This is a genomic window from Pedobacter nototheniae (assembly GCF_004335085.1).
Lineage (GTDB): Bacteria > Bacteroidota > Bacteroidia > Sphingobacteriales > Sphingobacteriaceae > Pedobacter > Pedobacter nototheniae.
In genome coordinates, this window is the sequence record NZ_RQRS01000017.1 from 25,348 (window position 1) to 48,128 (window position 22,781).

Below are 22,781 nucleotides of genomic sequence, written 5' to 3' on the forward strand. Positions count from 1 at the left end.
CAATTTAAACTTTGACATATGGAACAATTACGTTGCGTCGTTATCGATGATGAAAAACATTCTATTTCTATCTTATCAGATTATATAGAAACAAATCAAAATCTTACTTTAGTCAAGACCTACACAGATCCGCTGGTAGCCCTATCCGAAATTAGCATAAAGGATAAGATCGACTTTATCTTTCTAGATATAGACATGCCTGATATTACTGGCATTGAACTTGCAAAAAAATTGGTGAATAGAGCTAGGTTTATAGTATTTACTACGGCATTTACTAAATATGCAGTAGAAGCTTTTGAGGTGGATGCATCCCGTTATTTAGTCAAACCCATATCTAAACCCAAGTTTATAAAAACTGTCTGGGACATCCTCGAATCGGAAACAAAAAAAATAGAAAAGTCTAAACAGTCAGGAAGAAAATTTTTCTTCGTAAGTATTGGCGACAGGGGGCAGAGGCTTAAAATCAAAAAATCCAAAATACTGTTTTTTGAAAGCGAAAAGAATTATATCAACATCGTCACAGAGGATACTAAATACATGGTTTATCTGACCATGAAGGAGGTAGAAAAGGATTTTTGGGGAACACTTTTTTATAGGGTGCATCGATCATTTTTTGTCAATGCAGAGAAGGTGGAGAAAGTCATTGGAAATACGTTAAAAATGGGTTCTTATGTTGTTCCAATGGGCAATAGTTACAAAGATAGCTTTAATGAATTTTTAGAACGAAAAACCTTAAGATCCGGCCGGTAGTCTTATTGTCTTCAGTCTACTTTTTCAATGCAACGAAAGTTTCAGTTGCAATAATCGTAATACTGGAATTGGTTGGATCGGTTGATGACAACCTCTGGTTTTTCTGTGATTTAAAAACAAATGCTGTTTTTTTAATCAGTTTTTGAGGGATGTGTTTCATGTTTTTTATTTTGAAACTAGCCCAATTGGATATGGTAAAAAAAGTTATTACACCGTGATAATATGGAGTTACACCAATACAGTTTATAGCATGACAAAGAAAATTTTTGAGTGGTCAAAAACCCAGAGAATCCATTTAATCGGATGGGCGCTTTTTATCTTTTTTGAAATAACGCTTATAGGTCTTGCGGCGGGAGCATTTGGCAAACCATTAAATTATTTGCTCCATTACGTGCTAAATATCATCCTCTTTTATACAAATGCACATTTGGTCCTCGGGAAAAGCTTTAAGATGAGAAACTCGTGGACAAGGGTATGTTTTCTGATGGTGGTTCAGATTGGCTTATATATATTTTTAAGATCCATTCTTAATTATATTTTATCAGATTCGAGTAAGGAGTTTAATGTGGTTACCATTGTTGAAAATTATCGAAGCTTCTTCCAATCGCTATGGAGAGGATTGTTCTTTATTGGGCTTTCCTGCTTTTACTTTTTATTTATAGAATATAAGGAAGAGCGAAACAAACGTGAGCAGGCAGAAAAGCAAGAATACTTAAATAATATTCGAACGAAGGAAATACAGAACGAATTGAATGTTGCTCAATATGAATATCTCCGGGCTCAGATTAACCCGCACCTTTTGTTCAATACATTGAGTTTTTTATATGATAGTGTGCGAAAGTTCAACGAGGATGCAGGTGAGGCTGTCCTTAATCTTGCTGAACTTATGCGGTTCAGTTTAGATACAAGAGAATCAAACGACAACTTTCCAAAGTTGGAAGAAGAGCTCAATCAGATCTACAACTTAATTTCACTGAATAAAATCAGAAAAGATAAGGAACAGTACATTGATTTTTCATTTCCCGAGGAAGTGAAAAACCTTCGCTTTATTCCACTGGTCATAATAACACTGGTCGAAAATATGCTTAAACATGGGAATTTACAAAAACCTAGCAACCCTGGAATACTAACTATTAATTTAAGCAAAGGGAAGCTGTTAATAGAAACATCGAATCTTATTAACACCAAAATCCACCAATCAGGTTTCAATAAGGGGATGGAGAATATTGAGAAGCGACTTAGTCTAGCATATGGTGATAAATTCTCATTTATGTTTGGCAAAAGAGATAAAAATTACTTTGATGTGAAGCTGATGTTGAATCTGTAAGTTTTAAAGAAGGAACCCTAGAAGTGTTGTTGAGTCAATAGATAAATTGAAAGAAACTAGCGATCTATTTTCAGGAGTACTTGGTAAGGGAATGGATATTATCCATGTGCTTTCTATTGCACAACAGCATTTCATCTAATAGTTAATTGTATGGCAACTTCACTTTTGCAAACTTAACTTCAAAATGCATTGTTTATTTAGAAAAAACCATTGAGAGATATGGATAAATCTTTTAAATTCGACAAAAAGACATTTATCATTGGCACACTAGCTGGGCTAGCTAGGAGTTGCATTGTATTGGATAATTGCTAAAAGAAAGTTGGAGCCCAGGGAGCGTCTTCACAAAATCATAACTCAGAAAATTTAGGAATGGAACGATATGAATTTATCCTGGCGAGCGATGAGGGAACCATCGAAGCCGTTGTAGAACAGGCTGGCGATTGTTATAGCGTAAACCTGAACGGTAAATATGCCGGCACGATGTGGCAGGATGAATCCAAGGGCATGCAATGGAAAACTGAAGATAAAAATTTAGAGCCTAACATGTGGGAAATTTCTGTGCATCTTTCTGAAGCGTTTTCGCGGAAAGGGTTTCCTTCACTTCTGATGGGTACCTATCCAGAAATACTTGCGACGGACTGGAAGACAAGTGAAACTCTTGAAGTAATTCTCAAGGAGAATACGGATATGGAAGTATTCACTGCCTTTTTAAAAGATGAGGTTCTGAATCTTGTAACGTTTGAAGAACATCTAGACCTCATTATTAAGAAAGAAAACGACGCCTACTTTGTAATTGTTGGTATAAATTAACCTGTCAATACCAGCGCTGTAAAATAGACTCCGTTTTCATGCATTAAAGAAGACTTTTAATTTCCAAACAGAAAATTTCTCATAGTTGCTTTTTCGAAAAAGAATCCCTTACTAATTTAAAGTATTCTAATCCTGTTTCTAGATTTTCAATAATGTTATTTGCGAGATCTTCTGGATCATCAAAAAGTTCGAGAGAATTTTCATCATCTGAAAGCCATTGAATATCTAAATTTGTTTTTTCTCTTGATATTATCTCATCATAGCTGAACTTTCTCCATCTACCCTCTGGATTTGTAATCGCATCATATTCCTGAACACGTCTCTTTATATCCCCTGGACAGAATTTTTTCACAAAATCTGACAAATCATCATTTCTCAGAGGGTTCTTCTTAAGTGTATGATGAATATTAGTTCTATAATCATAAATCCAGATTGCGTCGGTCGACGGTTTGGCCGAAACAGGTACTTTTGTAAAAAACAATACGTTTGCCTTAACACCCTGCGCGTAAAATAAACCGGTGGGTAACCTTAAAATTGTGTGAAGGTTAGTATCCGATAACAACCTCTTTCTGATAGTTTCCCCAGCTCCGCCTTCAAAAAGAACATTATCAGGAAGTACAACAGCGGCTTCACCATTTTCCTTCAACATTGTAAAAATGTGCTGTAGGAATGCCAGTTGTTTGTTACCAGTTGTTATCCAAAAGTCATTCCGAAATGTATATCCACTTTGCTTAGCTTTCTTCTCATCATTTGTTGCAATATCGCTACTGCTTTTCCCAAATGGAGGATTTGCAAGAATAATATCAAACTGTTTCGATGGAACCTTTTTAAGACTATCAACTATTTCAATTTCGGGAGTAGTTTTTAGATCTCCAATTCCATGAAGAAACAGATTCATCAAGCAAAGTCTGGCTGTTGAAGGGACTATTTCCCATCCATGAAAAGTATCAAATTTGAGAAATCTTTTTTCTTCCTCTGTAAACTTCTTCTTATGCTTTGTAATATAATTTAGCGCCCCAAGAAAAAAACCACCAGTTCCACAAGACGGATCTGCAATAGTCTGTAAGGGTTCTGGTTGCAAACACTCCACCATCGTTTGTATTACTGCTCGAGGAGTGAAATACTGGCCAGCACCACTACTCTCGGCATTTTTTTGTAAAAGTGATTCATATATTTCGCCTTTTACGTCAAAGGTTTCGTCTACCCAGTTTTCTGCATTAATTAATTCTATTAATTTTTTTAATTTATTCTGATCGTGAATTTTATTTTGAGCCCCATCAAAGATTTTTGTTAACATACCACCAGCAAAAGAAAGTATTTTAAGATTAGCGCTATAAAAGCTAATGAGCTGATCTTCCTCTTTAATTAAAAGTGAATTCCAATCACATCCTTCAGGTAAATTGAATTCCTTTAGGAAGTTTGGACCAGAATACTCGTCCACCATTTTTAAAAATAACAAATAAGTAATTTGTTCGAGGTAGTCCCCATAACTTACTCCGTCATCTCTAAGGGTATCACAAAAATTCCAAACTTTTTGAACTATATTATTATTGTTTGTCATAAATATTCTAACTGTTTAACTGAGCTAAAATGGTGTTGTAATAAATGGCATCACCACAAGCTGCAAGATACGTAAATAGTGCGCTTTTAATAATATGAGCTTCGATTAAGGGCTGTTTAGAAAACAGGTCTGCTTCGTCGTTAAGATGTGCTATCAACTGTTGATGAGTAGTAATCACAACGTTATTTCTCTTCTTAACATCTATAAAATATCCCAGCCAATCATCGAAATATCGCATTAACATTGTTTCGGAATATCGTTTCTTGATATCAAAAACTTGATCCCAGGTTGACGTGAATTTATTTGCGGGACTTAGGGTAATGCTCCAGTTTCCATAAGCTGCAGTGGTTCTGTTTGGTAATATGCTGCCATTTAAATCAATGCTTATATTAGCAAATGTTTTGTACGGATTTGCAAATGCTCTGCGAGTTGCCCCATCATATATCGAATCTTTTCTACCTTTAAAAATTTGGTTGCAATCTCTTCCCATAGGAACCAAATTCTTCATATTTAATGACGCAAATGGATAGGTTTCTTGCTTTAGGATGTGATCATAATCCTGTCGTCTTATCTTAGGCGGATATAATGGCTCTATACTACAAAAAGGGCAAACTTTTAACTTCCTAACCCCGAATATTTCACCATAAATTTGTTGCCAGTGATCACTTAAATTCCCAATGCTATTTAAAGTACTTGGGTACATGTGCGCAAATAGTTCCTTAATCGATTTGCGAATAGAAGCAGGCATTGCACTAATTTTTAAGTGGCTTGCATCGAAGAGTTCATCCTCTATTATTTTGGAAATCGACTGGCAATCAAAAAAACATTTAATAACAATGCCTTTGTTTGTTGCAGAAAGATTTCTAAATGCATTGAAAAAACTTTGAAACTTCTCTACCAACGTTGGAGAGTTGTCTAGATGTAGAACAAAGTCTGGATGAAAATAAGTATTATACGGCAGGAAAGAACTTGTCCTACTGACCTTCCTTAGTTGTCGAAAAAAAAATATTAGATGCTGATTAAGCTTATTGGCAGAATGATTGCGTAAAAATGGATAGAGAAAGAGCATTATTCTTCAGATTTTAATTCTTCAATTCGCCTCAATAGATAAAATTTTTCTGCTGATTCACCAAAATCATTTATCTCACTTTCAATTTTATCAATATCAGTAGATTTTTGTAGTTTCTGGATTTCCAACAAAGATTTTTCGGCTATTGTTGATTCCATTCCAAATGCCATTTTTAGAATATAATCAGAGTTTGAACCATACGTTTCATTATCAGGTTGCTTGACAATTAATTTTTTCGTGTCTCTTTTAAAAATAAAAACCTTTTCTTTTCGGCTATCGGCTACAATAAAAGGAGAATGGCTTGTTAAGAAAAAATCCTGTTTGCGCTTTAACGTTATAGTATTTAGAATTTGAATAAATTCTCTTCGCCATTTAGGGTTGAAATGGGTTTCCGGTTCATCTAAAAGATACAATGCATTTTCAAATCCAGTCATCAGAATTGTGCCAAAAACATTCATATATTGATGTTGCCCGTCGCTCAACTCTAAATAATTAATGACCTGCCCTGTAGATAAGCCAAGTTTAATCTCAGAATAATTTAATACTTTATCCTTGTCCTGTACGCTAGGATTTTTTATCATCGATTTCCGCAAACGTCGTTTTCTTTTAATTTCTTTTAAATAGTTATCATCTATAATAAGATTATTCAGAAGTTCAATTTTGTAAAGAGCTGTATAAAAGTCTATTGGATGTTTAAAATATAACTTTATTGCATCTCTTGTGCTTGGATCGTTATAAAAATCTAGAACATAACGGTTTTCGGAGCTGACATATTCGTAACAACTTGCTACTTTGACTAATGATTCAATCCAAGTTTGTAATTCTTCAGTGAGCCGAATCCCTTTTTGTGGCGCTGCAGAATGTTTTGTTTGAATGACTAATTGAAATGACTTCAGGTTTTTAATGCCAATTACCTTTAATACTGACGCTACGTTTTTTTCTTGGGGATAAAGTAAATTTGCAATCACGACACCAATATTGGTGGTATAATCCATCAAATAAAAACGAGGATCATAATCCTCTTTGTAATCTTTATTTCCGAATGCTCGCTTTGCAGTATAATCTGCGTATTCATCATAGTAGTCCATAAATGGAAAACTTAAAGTCTCATTGGCGCCCGAAGTATATCCAATTATCTTCGATGGTAAAAAGTCTTTAAATGTTTCTACGAACCATTCTATTTCTTTTCCATTATGCGTTATGGTAATTTTTGGGGCTTTAGCTTTAATTTCCAATTGTTTGATTTCTACTAAATATTCCTTTTTCTGGAACGTTATAACATAATCCAGTTCAAACAATGAAGGTGAATTTGCATATAAGATTAGTCTAGGACCCCCATAAAGTTTATCTAAATAGTAAAATATCTCGGCGATAGTTTCCAAAACCTGTGATTTCCCTGATCCGTTAACTCCGATGAAACAATTTGGACTATTTTCTCCAGGAAATTTTTCTTCCGGATTAAAAAATAACTCAAGATTGTCTAATAGAGGGCGGTGGGCGATACTATGAATTTTTAACCGGAGTATTTTCATAAACAATAATTTTATATTTCATTACCTCTTCATTCTCATCAAAATACTTTTCAACGCTACCATTCTCTAACAAAGCATAGAGATCGTCCCTCAAGTCTTCGTATTCCAATTCTGATCTTACTTTTAGGTCCTTAAATTCAAAAGAATCATATGAAAATGATTCATAAATCAAATCGATAGTACTTTTATTGGGTAAAATCTTTACGGGTTTTTTAGCCATTTTTTTCTTTGATTTATTTTTTGACTTTAAATGCAATTCGCGTTTAGTTAAAGCCTTTTCTATTAATTTGTATCCAGATAACTCTTCTGTCATTTCTTCCACAAGCTTTCCTTGAAAAGCTTGTTTTAGTATATTTTTTTTTAAAATTTCTGCCGATTGAAAGTGACGGGAAAGCGTTTCTTCTACTTTTTCAATGAAGCTAAACCTACTTTCAATAATTTTTACAATTTCCAATTGCTCCTCTTCACTACAAATCACCATCGGAACATCTCTCATATTTTGCAAATTTAAAACTGGCCGTCCTACACCATAGACCATGTTCTCGACGAAAGTTTTTCCAAAATCTGTAGTCTGAAAATAATAATAGGCAAATTTTGAAAAAGATTTTATGCGATATTTCATTAATGCCACGGATTGGCTAACATAGGCTTCCTCAATTTCTGTATCTATATGAGCAACTTTCCCCACATTTGCCCCCGTTATCGTCATTAGCAAATCAAATTGTTCTACAAGGCTCCTCTTCCCCTCGATTGTGTCTGGTAGCTTCACGTGCGCAATATTCTCTTTCGATAAAGCATTCGTATTGATATCTTGAGTCCTAATAAACAACGCACCTGTAGAGCTATAATATTTTTTCCAATCACGCGAACCACTTGTTACATATCGAAGCATTAAGTCATTATATACGTAACCCCAATTTTCAGGTAGTTTCGGCCACCGTTCCCAATCCGTCCTTTTCGGGGTTAGAAAATCCGCATTTAACAACACCTGTTTCTTTCCAACATATTTTTTTCCTCCAACATAATTATCATAGTTGAGCAAATTTGAAACGATTGTTCTAAAGCCCGTAAAACCTGGATTATTCACTCGCCAATCAGCAGTAAGATCTCCTTGAAATGCTTTCTTCAATATCAACTGTTTATACGGTGAAATTTGTTGCTGCGCCTTTTCTAAGATTCGCTTTCCATTATCTAAATCGCTAAAAAGCTCGTCAATTTTATCTACTATTGCTTTTTGTTCTAACAATGGCGGTAAGGGCACTAACAATTCCCGAACAGCTCCTAGATTAACTCTTGAACGGGTTGTTCCTTTGGTAATTTCTTCAAATTGTCGCTGCAATACTGCACTATTGATAGCATATACAAGATAGTCAGAATTTATAATCTCTGAATTTGGCCTTAACCTAATTAAATCAGCAACAATAATTCCGTAGGGATATTTTGTAGGAACTTTACAACACAATCCTAGGGGTTCCCCTAGCTTTGTTATTATTATATCTCCAATATTAAAGCTATGTCTAGAAAGCTCCACCGCTTTTTCTTCAGTTACAAAATCAATTTTCTTATCTAAAAAATATCCTGCTTTTATATTCTGGATTTTAAAAACAGGTATTCCGGCTTTTTTAAAGTCTTTTGCCTTCAAGTTTGAGCCAAACGGGCCGTCAACTAGATCGACGGTTGGATCGACTACCAAATCGCTCATTTTAGCTATAGCCCAGTGTTTAGGAATCAAATTTAGTGAGTGCGGGTTATTAGCAATATTCATTTTGGTTTTTGAACGCGTATTAAGTTTTATTATCAAAGTAAGTATATTTATTTAAGATTTCACATATCCGCGAGAAAGTATGTTGTTTACATTTTTATATCGATTTAATTATCAAAGCAAATACAATGGAATAAAAATAATTCTATGACGATGATTTGCTTCCTAATGTCAACAACTTGTAAATAGAATTCATTTAACATTTTAACTAGGGTTTATTTGAAATTGCGACCCCCATGAAATGCATCCTTCGGCGTTTCTTTACGAACCTGCGCTCTTTTGTTTTGCGAAGTATATGGTGCACTTTTTTCATCCCCCTTAGCCAAAGTCAGCACAGGCAGGTCATCAACTTCACCCTGCACCAGCTTTCCAAGCATCTTCGTGAAATCAAAACATTTGCTAACTATCACGTGTACTACCTTTCCCTCTCGCTGCAATCGGCCTTCTACCATCAGCAGCCTTGCATGCAATATTTCCTTGCGATAGGTTTCAAACAATTTTTCAAAGACCACCAGATTAGAATACCCAGTCTCGTCTTCGATAGTGATAAAGCAAACTCCACCCGCAGTTCCTGGACGCTGGCGTACCAGTACCAATCCCGCCACTTTTACCAATTGGCCATCTGTAGAATCATTGTTGATATGGTGGCAACTGCGGATATTGAGCATATCCAGTTGCGGCCTCACAAAACTCACCGGATGAGCTTTGAGCGAAAGTCCAACCGTTCCATAATCCTGCACCACGTGTTCTCCCTTTCCCATAAGCGGAAGCTCGACCTGCGTTTCCAGCACGCTTTCAGATGCCTGTCCCTTGAAAAGTTCCACCGGCATGTCCTGCAAAGCCGAAACTTCCCATAGGGCCTTTCTCCGATCCATTCCCATGGATCGGAAAGCATCCGCATCGGCCAGTCTCTCAAGCGCCGCTAGTGAAACGCCAGCATCGCGAAGCGCGGTAATGCATTTATATCTTTCGCCACGACCATTCACCAGGGTCTCAATATCATCAGACCGGATGCCACTGATCTGCCGGAATCCCAACCTCAGCGCGAAATATTTGCCCGATTTTTCTTCGAGCTTATTATCCCACAGCGAATGGTTAACATCCACCTCGCGCACCGCTACGGTATGTTTCTGCGCATCGATAACGATCTGCGCGGGCTGGTAAAAGCCCATCGGCATACTGTTAAGCAATGCCGTAGCAAAAACATCCGGATAATAATGCTTTAGCCAGCAGGATACATATACCAGCAGCGCAAAACTTGCCGCATGGTACTCAGGAAAACCATAGCTTCCAAATCCCTCCAGCTGTTTGAATATTCGCTTAGCAAATTCTAAAGTATATCCCTTGGCCAGCATTCCATCTATTAGCTTCTGCTCGTATTGATTAACCAGGCCCTTGAATTTGAACGTTGCCATACTCCGCCGCAGTCCATCTGCTTCGGCCGGGGTAAATCCAGCTGCGACAATAGCAATTTTCATCGCCTGTTCCTGGAACAGCGGAACGCCCAATGTCCGTCCCAATATTTCTTCGAGTTCCGGCGATGGATACACCACGGGTTCTTCGCCATTTCGCCTGCGCAGATATGGATGTACCATATCTCCCTGTATTGGCCCGGGCCTGACAATTGCGACCTCGATCACCAGATCATAAAATTCCCTAGGCTTAAGCCTTGGAAGCATCGACATCTGCGCCCGGCTCTCAATTTGAAATACCCCTAATGTATCAGCCAGACAGATCATATCATAGACTTCGGGGTCGTCTTGCGGGATATTTGCCAGGGTAAACTGCTTTCCATAGTGGTCACGGCAAAGGTCAAATGCCTTTCGTATGCAGGTAAGCATGCCAAGCGCCAATACATCCACTTTTAAAAAGCCCAGCGCATCAATATCATCTTTATTCCACTCGATATTTGTTCGGTCCTCCATCCGCGCATTTAGGATAGGGCACAGGTCGGTAAGCTTGCCTTGCGTTACCACAAATCCCCCGGTGTGCTGGCCGAGCTGCCGAGGAAAGCCCATCATCTGGGAAGTAAGCTCCAGCGTTTTTTTAAGGTGCGGATCATCCGGGTTTAAGCCCTGTTCTGTAACCCGTTTTCCCTCGAACCATTCATCGGTAAACTCCCAAATAGAACTCGACAACCTATTGATTGTATCCACTGAAAGTCCCATCGCTTTTCCCACATCCCTCATTGCGCCCTTCTGGTGCTGCTGGGTGACTGTCGCTACGATTGCCGCCCGGTCACGCCCGTACTTATTGTAGATATACTGGATGATTTCTTCCCTACGCTCATGCTCAAAATCCACATCGATATCGGGTGGCTCGTTTCTGGCGGGCGAAATAAAGCGCTCAAAAAGCAGATCGAATTTCATGGGATTAACCGAAGTAATTCCCAGAACAAAACATATCGCAGAATTGGCCGCAGAACCCCTTCCCTGGCAAAGAATCCCTCTCGATCTGGCTTCGCGTACAATATCTTCAACAAAAAGAAAATAATTGGCATAATCCATCTGCCTCACAAATTCCATTTCATGGTGGATCATTTTAACCACCTTTTCAGGGATTTCTTCACCGTAAAACTCATGCGCTCCTTTCCATGTCAGGAACTCTAGTTCTTCCATTGGACTTCTGCGCTTTGATTGATCTCTTCGGGATAAACATATTTTAGCTCATCCAATGAAAAATTACAGGCCTCGGCAATGATCATCGTATTTTTGATAGCACTTGGGTATTTTCTAAACAATCGCTCCATCTCGGCGATCTCTTTCATATATCGCTCTGCATTCTGATGCAAGCGAAACCCGGCATCTTGGATGGTGCATTTCTCCCGTACGCATGTTAGCACATCCTGCAATTCCCTGCGCGAGGGATCATGGTAATGGATATCGCCCGTTGCTACAACAGGAATTCCGTAAAAATCTGAAAGCTGCGAGGTCCGGAAGATAAGCTTATCATCGTTTCCCATATAAGATCTGGTAGCTGCTAAATATAACTGGCCATTCAGTGCCTGACTGTATTCTGCAAGCGCACTAATAAAACCAGCCTCATATTCAAACCTCCGGTTGAGCTCGCCGGGCATCACTACACAGAAGATGATCCCCTTGCTATGGGCATAAACATCCGCCCTTGAAATATGGCAGGAACCTTTATCGGCGCGCATATTGCCAAGGGTAAGCAGCGCCGACAATCTGCCGTACGCTTCCTTGTCGGTTGGATATGCCAAAAGGCTTTGCCCATCCAGCAGATCCAGCCTGCAAGCCGGAATAAGCTTCACGTTTTTTTCCCTGCAAGCCGCATGTGCGCGGACAATCCCCGCCAAGGTATTACGGTCCGTGATCGCTATTTTTTGATAGCCAAAGGTCTCCGCCTGTTCCACCAGCTCATGTGCATGGGATGCACCCCGCAAGAAACTAAAATTTGATGTAACCTGTAATTCGCTATACGCCATAACTTATCTTCCTTACGCAAAAAATCCATGGATAAACCATTTGTACTTATTTTCTCCGCCATAGTGCCCCGAACGGAACAGCCAATAACGGCCGCCCTGCTCATCCTCTACCTGATAGTAATCCCTGTGCTCGCCCTCGTCCAGCCACCATTCCTGTTCGATCCGCTCCGGACCATCGGCTTTTGTAACGATATGGCGAACACCCTTATAGATAAAAAACTTAGGGGGATGATCTGGGATAATTGCCATTACCTCAATTGCAACCGGAGTTTTTAGCAGCTCTGTAGGCCTTGGCTTATCCACCCGCCATGGCGCATTTGGTTTTTCGGTTACTGAAACCGCTTTGAGTATCGCCCGTTCTGGCCAGTATCTTTTGGCAGGCAAATAGCGATGTATCACCTGAAAACCTACCTTGCCAGCTACGCGGTCAAGCAATTTGATTACGCTCTGATCATCCAGGCCCGGCTTTGATGTCCACATCTCCTCCTGGGGAACTTCAACATCATCCACCTTCGGCGCATCCAGCACAAAAAGTTCGATACCAAGGGCTGGCCTAATCTGATCGATCTTCAGCTGAAAAAGCTTGAACAGGTGGCCGACGCTATGCGATGCTCCACTTGTACCGATATCAACCTGTACCACTTTACCATCGATACGGTAGCAGGTAAGCACGCCGGATCTTAGCCCCTTTCCCTCGGCCTGCATTCGCTTGCACAGGTTTTCCAGTAATTTATTGATGGCAATTTCTATCCCGTTTCTTGTTTTGATAGGCTCTAGGCAAGCCAGTCTCTCGCTGAAAGGCACAGGTACCTGCAGGGGAATGAGTACTTCGTTTTCTGTGCCTATCGCCTGGGCCAAGCGTAGCAGAAATTCCTCGCCAAAGCGCCTGCGCAATACGGATCTGGGCATTCCAATAAAACTCTTGATCTGATAGAATCCGAGTTTTCGAAGTTTCGCTAATGTGGTCTCCTCAAGGCGCAGCGCATCTGGCACCAGATTGAGCAAAGCATCTACATGCTCGCCTATCGGGATCAACGGGGTCACTTTTCCGTAATGGGATACCGCCCATGCGGCTCCGGGCGTATCGGCTATCGCTACGCGGACGGTATAACCCTTGCTTTTTAACCTGGAAGCGATTTCTTTTAGATATCCGCGTTCCCCGCCCCAAAGATGGCTGCATCCGGTTACCTCAAGCAGCAGCCCATCCATCGCAAATTCATCGATTGCAACTATAGGAGAATAGCGCACGCACCATTCGCCAAGCCCTTTGAGCAGTTTTCTGGGTCTTCCGGGTTTATCATCCAACACCTCAAGTCCGGGACAAATGGCCTTTGCATCTGCAGCACGCATTCCAACCTCGACACCAAATCCATGGCCCAGCTCGCTCACCGCGGTGATCATCATTCGGCCGTGGTCGGGCGCAGCAAAAACAAAGGGCACGCCAGAAAGCTCGGGCCTGCGGATAAGCTGCCAGTCAGCCAGCAGCTGGCGGAACCATATGGAAACAAAACGCCTTTGCATGATATCTATCCAATCTGCCTGCCCTCCATTTCAGACCAAACAATTTCTTTTTTGACTTTCTTAACTTCCTCGAATTTGTCTCCCGCCCATTCCAGCACGAAGTTTCCAGGATTCCCATTGCGCACCTTTAGCAGCTCGACCTGCCAGCGTGGAAAACCCAGGCCTGGCATTCCATCTTCTGTTTGCGAAGGCAGGGGACTGATCCTCCATCTCGCGGTGGCCACTGTACTTGCGGTTTTATTTTCATCTTTTCGAAGGATAAATCCTGTTACGCCACTTGACTCTACAGCCAGCTGCAATCTTCGAGATTCAATAAGTGATAGATTATTTACCTCTGCGACTACGGCCGCGAGCCCCTCGCACTTGAGGGCCTCTTCTGTAATCCATAGCACATCCTTTTCGGTCTGTACATCCATAAAAATAATGCGCTCGGGCTCGACATTGAACAGGCCGAGCGAGGCAGGGAAAAGACGACGCGAAGTACTTGCCCATACGCATGCCGCGCCGTTTTCCATAAGCACTGCCAGCAGACCTGCGATGAAGCCATCGCTTGCCGCGGATTGTTCCGGAACTACAGTAATAAACTCATGGATCGCTTTTTTGGGAAATACTCCACCTGGGAAAGCATCTTCAATCTCTCCTAGGCCGATTCGCTCAACCTTGCCAGAGGCAACGGGCTTAAAGCCCTGCCACAACAGGATATCCTGCTGCAATTTTTGAAACAATTCCCTTTTAGCATCCATGGTATTCGAGTTAATTTTATACTATTATTTTTAGTATTATAAAATTATACAACAAACATAAAGCTAAAATTGTTAGTAAAATACAAAATGTTGAAAAGATTGTGCTTTTGGTGGAGAACTCCAATTAGGACATAGCCTAATGTTGCGCACACAGATTGCTTATTTTATCTTGCAAATAAGAAAAAATAAGTATTCCCTTGTGTTGCCAAATAAGGAAAACTAGTAAAATTAGATATCCGATGGCTCCAATCCAACGAAACCCTGTGCTTTAAGAATTGCCGCCGTTTCTTCCTGGTATCGCTTGTAGCCTTCCGGATCAGCGTACCTGGTTTCTACGATACTGCCATTTTCCAAAGAGGTGGAACCCGTGCAATATAGACTGGACAGAACATTGGGCTGATAGGTGTTTTTCAAAAGCGCTAAGATGTCAAAGGCAAACTCGGAAAAATGCTGTTCCCAGAATGTCAGCAGCAGGCTGAAATATTGATCATCCTTATACTTTAGGCATTTCGATGTTGTCCAAAAGGATAACGATGAGTTGTTGTTTGGCTTAGAATCGACATTTTCATTTCTGAAGCTTATTTTTCCGCTGCTGTATCTATCAAGCGTTTCGGCCCGGAGTATAGTTCCCCCGTAGAATCTTCGAATCATTGTGGCATTAACTAGTTCATCCATAGCTGCAAAATCTTTATCATGCTCTTTACGGAGTTCAAAAAATACAGTTGCACAGAAGAAATTGGCAGGAAGATACATCTTGGCGCGACTGGTCGGCGGGTCTACCCGCGCCAATAATGGCTTAAGCTTGGAAAGCTGGTCGACCGCTTCCTTCGCTGACTGCCTGTTAAATGCGGATTTCACCTCAAATACCACATGAACATACTCAACAGGTATTGCCAGCGACTTTCCCTGACCGGAAGAATCTGGATTATCCTCGACCCAAAGCACAGGAGATTCCAACTGGTCATATATGATCACATCATAATGCACCATGTGCTCCTTGCTGGAAATCCCGGGTGAAATGATATATCCAGATGTTACCGCATATCTTTTTGGCAGAAATTCGCTTAGCCATTTTCGAAATTCGGCCTCTGCTACAAGACCATGTCTGACTTTTACCAGCTTATTGTTTTCCAGATCCTTCGCTAGATCATAGGCAGCAAGCATTCGGGTTTTTGCGGCGAGGAACTGTTTCCATCCCTGGCTTGCCATCTGTGGTTGGAGCGGCTTTTGGCTTGACATTTCGTTTCTATCTTTTGCGCTAAATTAAAAAAGAACCGCTAGTTTCTCCAATGATCAAAATCCAGTTGTTCCTGATCCACAAAGGTAAGGTCGAGAGCTGGATGATCGGGATAATCAGCCGGCGTAGCCTCGCCTGCAAAACGGTAATCCTTATCGATGGTACATGCCTCCATTAATTTTGATGGGATTTGGGTAAGTGCAATTTCGGTCAGGCGTTCTTCGCTCGGTTCCTCCATTAGCCACTCCCAGGCCAAATCATCCGTAAGGATAGTTGGCATTCTTTTTTTAGAATTATGGATTTGCTGCATGATTCCATTTGCCGCGGTAGTTCCAAAGGCAACCGTACGCACCCATTGCCCGGCTTCCTTATCAAACCAATCATTATATACTCCGGGAAACCAGAAATATTCTTTATCCACAATACCAATCATATAGGGAACTTTATCTGTTGCCTTCAGCAACTGGCCCTTCTTACCATAGGTAGGTACATGCATGGATTCGATGATACCAGTTGAGAGTACCAGACATCGACGCTGGCGCGCAGCCTCTGCCCACATGGATTTTTTACCAGCCTCATTAGTAAAAAGATTCTCCGCCTTAAAGTTGAGCGTGGTATACATGCCCCTAAACTTTTTGGCCTCTTCGCGGTCTTTTGCATAACCTGGGATAAATCCCCATTCGGCCTGCTGGATCTCAAAATCCCTGCGGTCATCAGTCGCAACAACAATTGCACATGGCGCATAGTTGAACCCATTATGTACGCCCTTGTCCAAAAAATCATAGTTTCTGACCGCTTTTTCCAATTGCTTGAGTTGGATAAACTCGGCTCTGGTCACTTTCTGTCCGTTGTAATAACACATGATTATTTCCTATTAGCGCGGATATGCTCCGCAATTAATTTCCCTATCTCCTGCGCTTCGGCCTGCCTCCCCTGGGGGATTGAAGTCCAGAACTTCTGATCCCGGATACCAATTCCGATAGCAATCACCAGCGGCTTTTTCCAACCGCCAAAGTTAACATGGAACACCCTGTTCGAACCGAACTCATGTTCAGAGACCATAATCTGCCGCCCATCAAGCACTAGTTCAAATGGTGGTTCAATTTTCCTCACGATTAAAATTAAGGAAAAAATCCAAGAAACTAATAGTAGTCAAGCGCCTAACTTTCAGACACAAAATAAAAAACGGGGAACAATCGTGATGATCATTCCCCGTTCTAAATTAACGCTCTCATATATAAAGACGTAACTTGAGCAGATTTATTATAAATGCCATTAATTTTTTTCCATTTCTCTCTGTTGATTCTTTCCTGCTTCTAGATACGTGATCACTAGGTTTTTACTAAACTTGGGCCTTTTAAGGTTTACTTGTTCAGCCCTAGCCTTTCCATACATTGAAGAAAAGCCTCATTCAGTATTTGATTTTTTGATGTTACATGACAATGTTGTAAATAAGTAGCGATAGACCATCGGACGGCACCAGTGTCCGCAACTTTCTTGCCCATGAGCTCATTTAGGTTGAATCCTTGTTCCAATGCACTGCCCATCATTTCAATATCAGCGATACTGGCGAGCTGAAGATCATAAGAGATTTCCTTGTGTGCTGTGGTTAGATCTGGAAGAATAGCAGAGTTTAAAACATATACCTGATCATATCCGACTATGATATTTAGGATTCTTGTTACTTTTCCAAACCTAACATCTTTAACTTTTTTTTCTAATATAGCCTTCCTAAATGAATCCAATTGCCGTACGGCCTTTTTTAGGTTACCAGCCTGAACCTCCCCTTTGATGATTTCAGGTTCAAAATAACTCCTTGCCGGAAGTTTTAATAAGGTTGTTTTAACTTCCACAAGCAAACATACTTCAGCATTAATAAGTGCAAAATCAGGAAGAAGTCCAGTCCAAGGCTCGGAAAAATCAACGTCTAGATCAATAAATGTGTGTGATTTGCTTGGCGTCTTGAGGTGCCGTCCAATATATTCCCTGAAAACGATTCCAAACGCATTCCGAAAGGGATTTTCTCCCGTTTTTCCAGCAACGTTTGCGATTTGTTGTTCTTTATTTGCCAATAAATAAAATATCCCAGCACTTGCCTTTTCCAGAAAATATTTAGGCTGAGGGACGACTACGGTACCAGCCCTGAGAACGCTGGATCTATCTACGCGTATTGCGGGCATGGCGGTGAAGGGGTCATTTCCATAAATGTCTTTTAATTTATCCATCTGATTGCCTCGACCTGGACCACGAACCATCTCCCTGTATTGTTTTGCAGTTCCTGTTGCCAATTCTGTGAAAATAGATATTGCTTCCGGGGTGACGATGTCTTTTAATTTGGAGATCTCTATGGTCATTTCGTAGTCTAATATCCCATTTACCAATAACCACATCGCAATACCTGTAGCCATAAACTGAAAACAATCCAGTTTGTAAAACTCCATTAGCTTTCTGTTAAAGTCATATGCAGAAGTTGCAATAGAAGGATTCGATATGAACATGGCATAACCTCTTCCAATAACGGTATGCTGCCTTGCTTGCAGGGGGAACTGGATTTGACCAATGCGAGAGAAATATTGAGATATGGCCTCCGGACCTTGGTCGATTGAAATGTCAACGTCTGTATCATAAAGCTCTATTACCATTTCGTAAGCCTTATGAAAAGCTGGGGTATCAAGCAACATACGTTGTCCTTTATGATCATTCGCCCCGCTCAAGATCATAAATCTTGCCATCCGGGTCAGATTTAATCCAACAAACTTTCTTTCCTGCTCTGTCAACCGACCTATCCATCTATACAGATGCTCTGGAACATTCGAGCTGTGGAGCTTTTGCTCACCATATTTCAAAACAGCATTAATTGCCCCGAATAAATAGAGCGTATCAGATAAATGGAATTTTTTAAAGTAGTCATACAACTCTTCCAGAGATCCTTTCTTCATATCGTTTGTTATTGGTTTTGCAAATCAGTATTATATATAATCCGCATGGAGGCAAATTTTACTGCAGGCTAGTTCTTAGCCAGTACCATACTGCTTTAGCTTCAGGGTATCAGTTTGACCGAAGTATATCCATATGTTAATGCTAAATATGGTGGCTTTTTGAATTCTTCAATTTCATTCTCAACCAGAAAGGCTCTTCTGTAATTTGTCTTCTTAATTGAATTACCTTTTTCGTCTAGCTGGTCCTCTACGACTCCACTGATTTTAAAATTTTCACCATAAAAGTTTCCGCGCTGCATGTTTCCACCTACCGCAGCATCGGCCTTGGATTCAATTACCTTTTTTAATATCTGCAATGGATCTAGAGTTTCGTTTTCCTTAAAGACCTGTTCAGCATACGCTTTACCCGAGCCGAAAAACATCATTCCATGCTCTGGCAGTATCTCTTCAAATTGGTACTCGACTTGATCTTCCTTTATATCCGGATAAAAACGCACTATACGCACCCGCTTCTTGACGATGCAGTAGCCTCCAAGTAGAATTTCCGAAAGGCCTGTTTTTCCCAGAACAGCGGTTAGCTCCTGAGAAACCTCCCTATAGTATTTAAGAACAAGGGAACTGATCCCTATGATAGATACATCAGACATGTTTGTTAGATAGGTTACATTCGGGAGAATTTCGGCAATGGAGTCTTTAACTGTATTCGCATTAATGGAACTTCCCACGACCGCAAGCCCATAGCTTAGCTCTTGTTCATACTTATTGAAATCCTCTCTGGATTTTGCAGGCCCTTTTAATTTAAAAGGAACAATAAATATCTTGATCCCCTTATCAAAGAAACCAGCCTCACCAAACGAAATCCTGGAATCTGAAGAGAACGATACACCTTTGTCGTTCCTCTGTGCAATTACTAGCGTCATAAAAAGTCAAATCTGAGGTAAGCGTGAATCCCAATCTAGGAAATATTAAACAGAATTAGTTGTTTAGGCAACAAAAAACTGTTCGTAAAACAGAGCTGTCCAATAGGATTATTACAAGCCCGGTTTTATTTTTGCAGCTTTTTTACTCTAATGAGTAGCCATTTAGTACCCCAGCATAAGTTTTGATGTCGTAAATTCCCTCCACTCCAACCATAAATTGCTTTTGAAAATCATTCCAGCACATAAACCTATAGATGTCTTTATAAGAATTATTCAGCTTTCTTAGAAAAAGCTACCAACCTGTTCTTTATCGTTGATTTATTAAGTGACTTGAAAAACTCCAAAATGGCAAAATAATTTTCTGCAAAATACGGAAAGCAAACGTTCCATGCCTCATGATTTTTTTCTTTCTTTTTGCAATTTGTATGCCTGTTCCCGAAGCTTATCCAACTCGTTAATGTTAAATGGAGTCCAAGACTTTAATTCTTTATCGGACATTACCTCAATGGATCTCATAAGTTTAGCAATGTCTTTTTGGAAAAGATTGACATAAGCTTTAGCTACCTGATAGTCGCCAGCCGTAATAGTAGAGGGATCGACAATTGAATTAATAAAGTCAACATAGAAAGCCCTCTGTTTCAAACTATCGGCATTGCTCCACCAAAAGTAATTAGCTGTAGCCATGGCAGTATTCATTAATGCTGCCCCTAAAAAGGAGAATATTCCAGTTGGCCTTAAGTTTGTAGACGAAGAAAAGCGAAACAAAAGATACATCGAAAAAAAATCCTTAACCAGATCATGCCTTACCTTGTGATGAAGGAAAATCTTCTTAAACCATGATTGCTGTCTCAGGGGTACTTTTCTAGACATTAACAAACAGGCAAAAGCTTTTATGAGTTCTTCTGTACCCAAAATCAAATGAGCGATTGCATTCTGAGGTTCGTCAGATTTCCCAAGTATTTCAGCGCAGCGGAAATGCCTATTTGCATTTTCCTCTATGACAGGATATATTGATTTAAATTCTTGTAGGGTCAGGTCGTTCCACCCACGTGGTTTTGAAGGCGTATCCAAGGTATGCATATATTTGAGCGTAGCTTTCTAAAATAAGCTAAGTATAAGCTTTGTGCAAAAAATCTTTTGCACATATTCTCTTAAACTCTGAGATAAATTCAGCATGTCAACCATAAAATAAAAAAGCCATCAGTTTATACACTAATGGCCTTATTTCCCAAAACAGTCTCTTGTTTATTTATCGTTATTTTTTTTCTCTGTAACTTCAGCCCTTATCTCTTGAGCCAAAACCTTAAGGTCCTGCATTGCCTTACGTACGTGGCTGTTGCACAACTACGATTCTATGAATTACTTTTAGAAAAGCACATTAGCGGTACTTTTTATCCCAACTTTTTCATATATCATTTTCAATGCGGCAGCCCTTAAAGTTGCCGCATTTTTATTTAGTTAAAAATTTGTATTTAAGTAAATGCTTAAATACATATCTTTGATTTTATTTGACTATGAACGTTTGCAAGAGAATATTCGCCGATCAAGGGCAGATCAATAACTGTAGGGAGGTTCTGGATGAGAAGGGAAATCTATTTTCACACCTGTCTATACTGCTTTCGCTAACAGGAAATGAGGTTAGACTAAAGATACTTTTCCTTTTGGATAGAGAAGGCAAGCTATGTCCGTGCGACCTTAGCGATATATTGGATATGACCATCCCTGCCATATCACAGCACCTTCGTAAGCTGAAGGATGGTGGTATGATCCATTCGGTAAAATCTGGCCAGACCATATTCTATTCCATTGAGGATTCCCAACTTGACCTGCTTCGTCCGTTCTTCAATCAACTACAAAAACATTTAACAACGATACAACCATGAGTATAGGATCACCAAAAAGCTGGATAGCAGGCTTGTTTGCCGCCTTTACGGCATCTCTTTGCTGCATTGCCCCTTTATTTGCGGTCATCGGGGGCGCAGGGAGCGCGTCAACCTACTTTGGTTGGATAGAACCTTATCGCCCCTATATTATCGGGCTGACCATTCTGGTGTTCGCACTGGCCTGGTACAAGCTGCTGAAAGCAGGGGATGTACAAAAAGACAATTGTGGATGTGAGGTGCAGCAAAAAAGCTTTATGGGGTCAAAAAAGTTTCTAATAGTTGTAACGGTAATCTCTGCACTGTTGATCACGTTTCCTTACTATTCAAGTTTGCTTTATGCAAGCCCAAAGACAGCGCCCACAACCAGAACAGTGAGGAAAAAACTGGCCAACGTGAAGTTTTCCATAGCGGGAATGAGCTGCGAAGGCTGTACCAGCCACATCGACGGGGGATTAAATGGAATTAGCGGTATTGCCAGTTCCACTACCTCATTTGAACAAAGAATGGCTTTGGTCAGCTACGACCCAGACAGTATAACCGCTGACAGCATCAGCAAAAAAATAAGGAAAATAGGATACAGGAATACCATCATAACCAAAAACTAAATGGAAACAGCAATCATACCCAGTTCTACGATCACCTGCCCGGCTTGCGGCTTTGCAAAAAAAGAAGAAATGCCTACCGAATCCTGTCAATATTTTTACGAATGTGAAAACTGCAAAACAGTGCTAAAACCACTTGCAGGAGACTGCTGCGTATTCTGTAGCTACGGTACGGCCAAATGTCCGCCCATACAGGCAGGGAGTTCCTGCTGTGGCTAACTTACCACTTCGTAAAAGGTGATAAGGTTTCCGTAAAGATCCAGTGTGGCCAGATCGCGGTGTCCCCAATGTTGCTCCTCGACGACCGAATGTTCTCCGTGCAATACTCCCTGTGCTTTGTATTCGTTGTAAAGTTCATCAATGCCCTGGACTTCAACCCGACAGCTTGCCGTTCCAGCGATGAACGTTTCCGCCCCGCTCCAGATCGGCCTTAGAAAAAGTAGCAGGCTCCTGAACTTCCAGCTCCTGTCGCAGGCCTGCCAAAGATGGATTTCAACATCTCCCCTGACCAAAATGGCAAAAGTTTCTTCTTGGTGCCGTGCATTGAACCCCATTTTATTTTGATAGAAGTCGATGGCTTTCTTTACGCTGATTACAGGAAGTGCCGGGATGGTATTCTTGAACTTGATCATATACTATAATTTAGCGGTACTAACACCACATTTAATCAAAGACTAAAT

Annotated in this window: 22 protein-coding genes and 1 pseudogene; 6 read left to right on the forward strand and 17 right to left on the reverse strand. The window is 40.4% G+C overall.

Annotated features, from left to right (window positions below; all coding sequences use genetic code 11):
• Positions 1-18 precede the first annotated feature (18 nt).
• Complete coding sequence (locus tag EHC72_RS15035) at positions 19-750, forward strand: LytR/AlgR family response regulator transcription factor (protein WP_131538536.1); 732 nt, start codon at positions 19-21, stop codon at positions 748-750.
• Between the two features lie 16 nt (positions 751-766).
• Here the strand turns inward: EHC72_RS15035 and EHC72_RS22955 are convergent, their stop codons facing one another.
• The gene (locus tag EHC72_RS22955) at positions 767-910 is read right to left on the reverse strand and encodes a hypothetical protein (protein WP_186462339.1); all 144 of its coding nucleotides are present in this window, start codon (positions 908-910) and stop codon (positions 767-769) included.
• Between the two features lie 90 nt (positions 911-1,000).
• On the opposite strand from EHC72_RS22955, the gene EHC72_RS15040 reads away from it, so the two are divergent.
• Together EHC72_RS15040 and EHC72_RS15045 are read left to right on the forward strand one after the other, a co-directional pair.
• Positions 1,001-2,077 carry a sensor histidine kinase gene (locus EHC72_RS15040; protein ID WP_131538537.1) on the forward strand — a complete coding sequence of 359 codons (1,077 nt, stop codon included), beginning with the start codon at positions 1,001-1,003 and terminating at the stop codon, positions 2,075-2,077.
• A 369-nt stretch (positions 2,078-2,446) separates the two neighbouring features.
• Positions 2,447-2,887 carry a hypothetical protein gene (locus EHC72_RS15045; protein WP_131538538.1) on the forward strand — a complete coding sequence of 147 codons (441 nt, stop codon included), beginning with the start codon at positions 2,447-2,449 and terminating at the stop codon, positions 2,885-2,887.
• Between the two features lie 79 nt (positions 2,888-2,966).
• Here EHC72_RS15045 and EHC72_RS15050 read toward each other — a convergent pair whose 3' ends face one another.
• From EHC72_RS15050 to EHC72_RS23250, 15 genes and pseudogenes are all read right to left on the reverse strand, one after another.
• On the reverse strand, positions 2,967-4,448 hold the full coding sequence (locus tag EHC72_RS15050; RefSeq protein ID WP_131538539.1) for a class I SAM-dependent DNA methyltransferase: 1,482 nt from the start codon (positions 4,446-4,448) through the stop codon (positions 2,967-2,969).
• 7 nt (positions 4,449-4,455) lie between these two features.
• On the reverse strand, positions 4,456-5,349 hold the full coding sequence (locus EHC72_RS15055) for a hypothetical protein (RefSeq protein WP_131538540.1): 894 nt from the start codon (positions 5,347-5,349) through the stop codon (positions 4,456-4,458).
• A gap of 167 nt (positions 5,350-5,516) precedes the next feature.
• Positions 5,517-7,049: a restriction system-associated AAA family ATPase gene (locus EHC72_RS15060; protein ID WP_131538541.1), complete on the reverse strand. Its 1,533-nt coding sequence runs from the start codon at positions 7,047-7,049 to the stop codon at positions 5,517-5,519.
• A complete protein-coding gene (locus EHC72_RS15065) occupies positions 7,021-8,814 on the reverse strand; it encodes a restriction endonuclease subunit S (protein ID WP_131538542.1) in 1,794 nt (597 codons plus the stop codon). Before EHC72_RS15065 ends, EHC72_RS15060 begins: the two co-directional genes overlap by 29 nt.
• A 212-nt stretch (positions 8,815-9,026) precedes the next feature.
• Positions 9,027-11,429: an error-prone DNA polymerase gene (locus tag EHC72_RS15070; protein WP_246029435.1), complete on the reverse strand. Its 2,403-nt coding sequence runs from the start codon at positions 11,427-11,429 to the stop codon at positions 9,027-9,029.
• Complete coding sequence (locus EHC72_RS23125) at positions 11,417-12,256, reverse strand: PHP domain-containing protein (protein WP_246029436.1); 840 nt, start codon at positions 12,254-12,256, stop codon at positions 11,417-11,419. The genes EHC72_RS15070 and EHC72_RS23125 overlap by 13 nt, the downstream gene beginning before the upstream one ends.
• A gap of 12 nt (positions 12,257-12,268) precedes the next feature.
• Positions 12,269-13,777, reverse strand: coding sequence for a Y-family DNA polymerase (locus tag EHC72_RS15075; RefSeq protein ID WP_131538543.1), 1,509 nt, complete (start codon positions 13,775-13,777; stop codon positions 12,269-12,271).
• Between the two features lie 5 nt (positions 13,778-13,782).
• On the reverse strand, positions 13,783-14,520 hold the full coding sequence (locus tag EHC72_RS15080; RefSeq protein ID WP_131538544.1) for an ImuA family protein: 738 nt from the start codon (positions 14,518-14,520) through the stop codon (positions 13,783-13,785).
• A 228-nt stretch (positions 14,521-14,748) separates the two neighbouring features.
• Complete coding sequence (locus tag EHC72_RS15085; protein ID WP_131538545.1) at positions 14,749-15,759, reverse strand: DUF6602 domain-containing protein; 1,011 nt, start codon at positions 15,757-15,759, stop codon at positions 14,749-14,751.
• Between the two features lie 38 nt (positions 15,760-15,797).
• Positions 15,798-16,619, reverse strand: coding sequence for an SOS response-associated peptidase (locus EHC72_RS15090; protein ID WP_131538546.1), 822 nt, complete (start codon positions 16,617-16,619; stop codon positions 15,798-15,800).
• A 2-nt stretch (positions 16,620-16,621) separates the two neighbouring features.
• Positions 16,622-16,870, reverse strand: coding sequence for a hypothetical protein (locus EHC72_RS15095; protein ID WP_131538547.1), 249 nt, complete (start codon positions 16,868-16,870; stop codon positions 16,622-16,624).
• A gap of 251 nt (positions 16,871-17,121) precedes the next feature.
• Positions 17,122-18,696 (reverse strand): hypothetical protein, encoded by a 1,575-nt coding sequence (locus tag EHC72_RS15100; RefSeq protein ID WP_131538548.1) that lies wholly within the window; start codon positions 18,694-18,696, stop codon positions 17,122-17,124.
• Between the two features lie 101 nt (positions 18,697-18,797).
• Positions 18,798-19,616 carry a hypothetical protein gene (locus EHC72_RS15105; protein ID WP_131538549.1) on the reverse strand — a complete coding sequence of 273 codons (819 nt, stop codon included), beginning with the start codon at positions 19,614-19,616 and terminating at the stop codon, positions 18,798-18,800.
• A 393-nt stretch (positions 19,617-20,009) separates the two neighbouring features.
• A complete protein-coding gene (locus tag EHC72_RS15110; RefSeq protein ID WP_131538550.1) occupies positions 20,010-20,696 on the reverse strand; it encodes an AbiV family abortive infection protein in 687 nt (228 codons plus the stop codon).
• Between the two features lie 165 nt (positions 20,697-20,861).
• Positions 20,862-20,951, reverse strand: a pseudogene (locus tag EHC72_RS23250) (histone H1); the annotation flags it as partial.
• Between the two features lie 179 nt (positions 20,952-21,130).
• Here EHC72_RS23250 and EHC72_RS15115 point away from each other — a divergent pair.
• Genes EHC72_RS15115 through EHC72_RS23255 form a run of 3 tightly spaced genes read left to right on the forward strand, consistent with a single transcriptional unit; the run spans position 21,131 to position 22,320 of the window.
• Entirely contained in the window at positions 21,131-21,499 is a 369-nt protein-coding gene (locus tag EHC72_RS15115) for an ArsR/SmtB family transcription factor (RefSeq protein ID WP_131538551.1), read from the forward strand.
• Positions 21,496-22,104, forward strand: a complete 609-nt coding sequence (gene merTP, locus EHC72_RS15120; protein WP_131538552.1) for a mercuric transport protein MerTP — start codon at positions 21,496-21,498, stop codon at positions 22,102-22,104. The genes EHC72_RS15115 and merTP overlap by 4 nt, the downstream gene beginning before the upstream one ends.
• Entirely contained in the window at positions 22,105-22,320 is a 216-nt protein-coding gene (locus tag EHC72_RS23255) for a GDCCVxC domain-containing (seleno)protein (RefSeq protein WP_131538553.1), read from the forward strand.
• Here EHC72_RS23255 and EHC72_RS15130 read toward each other — a convergent pair.
• Positions 22,317-22,733 (reverse strand): VOC family protein, encoded by a 417-nt coding sequence (locus EHC72_RS15130; protein ID WP_131538554.1) that lies wholly within the window; start codon positions 22,731-22,733, stop codon positions 22,317-22,319. The two genes, EHC72_RS23255 and EHC72_RS15130, sit on opposite strands and share 4 nt — an antisense overlap.
• Positions 22,734-22,781: the final 48 nt, after the last annotated feature.

Excerpts from the sequence above, each read along its gene's own strand:
- EHC72_RS15035 (WP_131538536.1), top strand. The coding sequence starts at position 19 with ATGGAACAATTACGTTGCGTCGTTATCGATGATGAAAAACATTCTATT.
- EHC72_RS22955 (WP_186462339.1), bottom strand. The coding sequence starts at position 910 with ATGAAACACATCCCTCAAAAACTGATTAAAAAAACAGCATTTGTTTTT.
- EHC72_RS15040 (WP_131538537.1), top strand. The coding sequence starts at position 1,001 with ATGACAAAGAAAATTTTTGAGTGGTCAAAAACCCAGAGAATCCATTTA.
- EHC72_RS15045 (WP_131538538.1), top strand. The coding sequence starts at position 2,447 with ATGGAACGATATGAATTTATCCTGGCGAGCGATGAGGGAACCATCGAA.
- EHC72_RS15050 (WP_131538539.1), bottom strand. The coding sequence starts at position 4,448 with ATGACAAACAATAATAATATAGTTCAAAAAGTTTGGAATTTTTGTGAT.
- EHC72_RS15060 (WP_131538541.1), bottom strand. The coding sequence starts at position 7,049 with ATGAAAATACTCCGGTTAAAAATTCATAGTATCGCCCACCGCCCTCTA.
- EHC72_RS15065 (WP_131538542.1), bottom strand. The coding sequence starts at position 8,814 with ATGAATATTGCTAATAACCCGCACTCACTAAATTTGATTCCTAAACAC.
- EHC72_RS15070 (WP_246029435.1), bottom strand. The coding sequence starts at position 11,429 with ATGGAAGAACTAGAGTTCCTGACATGGAAAGGAGCGCATGAGTTTTAC.
- EHC72_RS23125 (WP_246029436.1), bottom strand. The coding sequence starts at position 12,256 with ATGGCGTATAGCGAATTACAGGTTACATCAAATTTTAGTTTCTTGCGG.
- EHC72_RS15075 (WP_131538543.1), bottom strand. The coding sequence starts at position 13,777 with ATGCAAAGGCGTTTTGTTTCCATATGGTTCCGCCAGCTGCTGGCTGAC.
- EHC72_RS15080 (WP_131538544.1), bottom strand. The coding sequence starts at position 14,520 with ATGGATGCTAAAAGGGAATTGTTTCAAAAATTGCAGCAGGATATCCTG.
- EHC72_RS15085 (WP_131538545.1), bottom strand. The coding sequence starts at position 15,759 with ATGTCAAGCCAAAAGCCGCTCCAACCACAGATGGCAAGCCAGGGATGG.
- EHC72_RS15090 (WP_131538546.1), bottom strand. The coding sequence starts at position 16,619 with ATGTGTTATTACAACGGACAGAAAGTGACCAGAGCCGAGTTTATCCAA.
- EHC72_RS15100 (WP_131538548.1), bottom strand. The coding sequence starts at position 18,696 with ATGAAGAAAGGATCTCTGGAAGAGTTGTATGACTACTTTAAAAAATTC.
- EHC72_RS15105 (WP_131538549.1), bottom strand. The coding sequence starts at position 19,616 with ATGACGCTAGTAATTGCACAGAGGAACGACAAAGGTGTATCGTTCTCT.
- EHC72_RS15110 (WP_131538550.1), bottom strand. The coding sequence starts at position 20,696 with ATGCATACCTTGGATACGCCTTCAAAACCACGTGGGTGGAACGACCTG.
- EHC72_RS15115 (WP_131538551.1), top strand. The coding sequence starts at position 21,131 with ATGAACGTTTGCAAGAGAATATTCGCCGATCAAGGGCAGATCAATAAC.
- merTP (WP_131538552.1), top strand. The coding sequence starts at position 21,496 with ATGAGTATAGGATCACCAAAAAGCTGGATAGCAGGCTTGTTTGCCGCC.
- EHC72_RS23255 (WP_131538553.1), top strand. The coding sequence starts at position 22,105 with ATGGAAACAGCAATCATACCCAGTTCTACGATCACCTGCCCGGCTTGC.
- EHC72_RS15130 (WP_131538554.1), bottom strand. The coding sequence starts at position 22,733 with ATGATCAAGTTCAAGAATACCATCCCGGCACTTCCTGTAATCAGCGTA.